Source organism: Luteibacter sp. P4_E6 (assembly GCF_056401535.1).
Map to the genome: position 1 here is coordinate 1 of NZ_JBFUJE010000746.1, position 1,522 is coordinate 1,522.

General features: G+C 58.4%; 3 protein-coding genes. All 3 read right to left on the bottom strand.

All coding sequences use genetic code 11. The features are described from left to right. Positions 1-262, bottom strand: a 262-nt coding sequence (locus AC1DT2_RS23060) for a hypothetical protein (RefSeq protein ID WP_477299000.1), incomplete at its 3' end; no start/stop codon positions are given. Positions 263-446: 184 nt separating this feature from the next. Beyond that, positions 447-959, bottom strand: a complete 513-nt coding sequence (locus tag AC1DT2_RS23065; RefSeq protein WP_477299002.1) for a hypothetical protein — start codon at positions 957-959, stop codon at positions 447-449. Between the two features lie 232 nt (positions 960-1,191). Next, the coding region (locus AC1DT2_RS23070; protein WP_477299003.1) for a hypothetical protein at positions 1,192-1,522 on the bottom strand (331 nt) is incomplete at its 5' end.

Here is a 1,522-nt window from a genome sequence, read left to right on the forward strand (position 1 = left end):
CAAATAAGGGAGTGACGCGACTCCGGTACATGGCAAGAACCATAAACTGAGGTATGTAGTACCGGAACGACCCTGGTGTCATCGCGTACAGCGCGTCCGCATGCTCCTGGAGAAACGCCCAGTCAAGATCCTGTCGCAAACGGCGACCGACTTGTTCAGCATCCTGCCTGTCGCTAATCAGCGGACGAGAAACGTCGCAGATCACGCTCGGTCGATTTCTGCATTTGAAGGCTGCGTAGATCTGATCGACGATGCTCATCATTGATCCAATTCAGGTCATCGAGTTACAGGCGATCCACACGCGGCGACAATCATTCCCCCTTGATCCCTTGGAAACGGCACTCCGCCGCGACACATCGTCGCCGCACGCCTCGCCATCGTCAACTCAGGTGCTGTTCGTTCTTTGGACCGACTGCCAACTGAGCCAAACAACGAACACGACGACTTCAGTATTCACGCATCGGCGTGCTCGGACCGAATAACCGTCGCAACCCGATGACTCCGAGTCCCGCAGCACAACCGCCCATGGCGAAGGGAAGCCAGCCGAGCATCAGAAGGTCGGCTAACCGCCTGCCGATCGGCACGCCCAGTACTTCTTCTCCGTCCATAGACCAAAGCATGCTGAGGCCTATGGCAAGCATGAGGAGGCTACCGAGCCCGAACTTGAGTTCGAAGCTGGCAGTGCGCCCCACCCGGAATATGTTGTTGGGAGTCCACAAGCGAGTAGCGAATGCGGCGACTGACGCTGGAAATACTGGACAAACCCAGAAGAAGTAGATCGCCGTGAGATCGGGGAAATCGGAGCCTAGAGCCCAATGGCGCGCAGGAATGATGGAGACGTCGTCCACGACTGCGTTCAGGCTCTCCCATGCCGAGTCGTTGCACGAGGCGAGATACGTTGCCATCGCTGCAACAACGCTGGTAAGAATGATCACGCCGACGAGCAGGCGATACACCACACGTTCTCTATCCGTCATAGTAGCCACTCAATCGTATGATCCCCTGGAGACGGCACTCGGCCGCGGCACAGCGTCGTCGCAACACTCGCCATCGTCAACTCAGGCGCTGTCCGTTCTTTGGACCTCCTCCCAACTGAGTCCTGCATGCGCCTCAGCCGTGCTGTGGGCTGGGGCACATCGTCACCGTAGCCAGAGCTTCCGAATCCATACTCATCGGCGAACCTCCGCCTCGTTACCACATGCTACGGGGATCATCACCGGGCAGCGGAACATGGTCGGCAGGGATGACCCACCCCATCTTGCGTACGAGAACAGGAATGGCACGCTTGGCGACCTCTACCCTCACGACCGCAATGATGTCCTCCACGTCGTCGTAGTCGCTGCGGAAGGTCAGCCTGGGCAACTTGTCGCCTTCACCCGTAAACAGCTTGTAGTGGCGGACGACCGCGCCTTTGTAGTCGACGTCCTTGCAACGCACGCTTGTGATCTCGTCCCACCTAACCCGGCCAGAGCGGAAGCCAAACAACGATCGCGCCATACCTTCCGGCGTGAGGACGATGTCC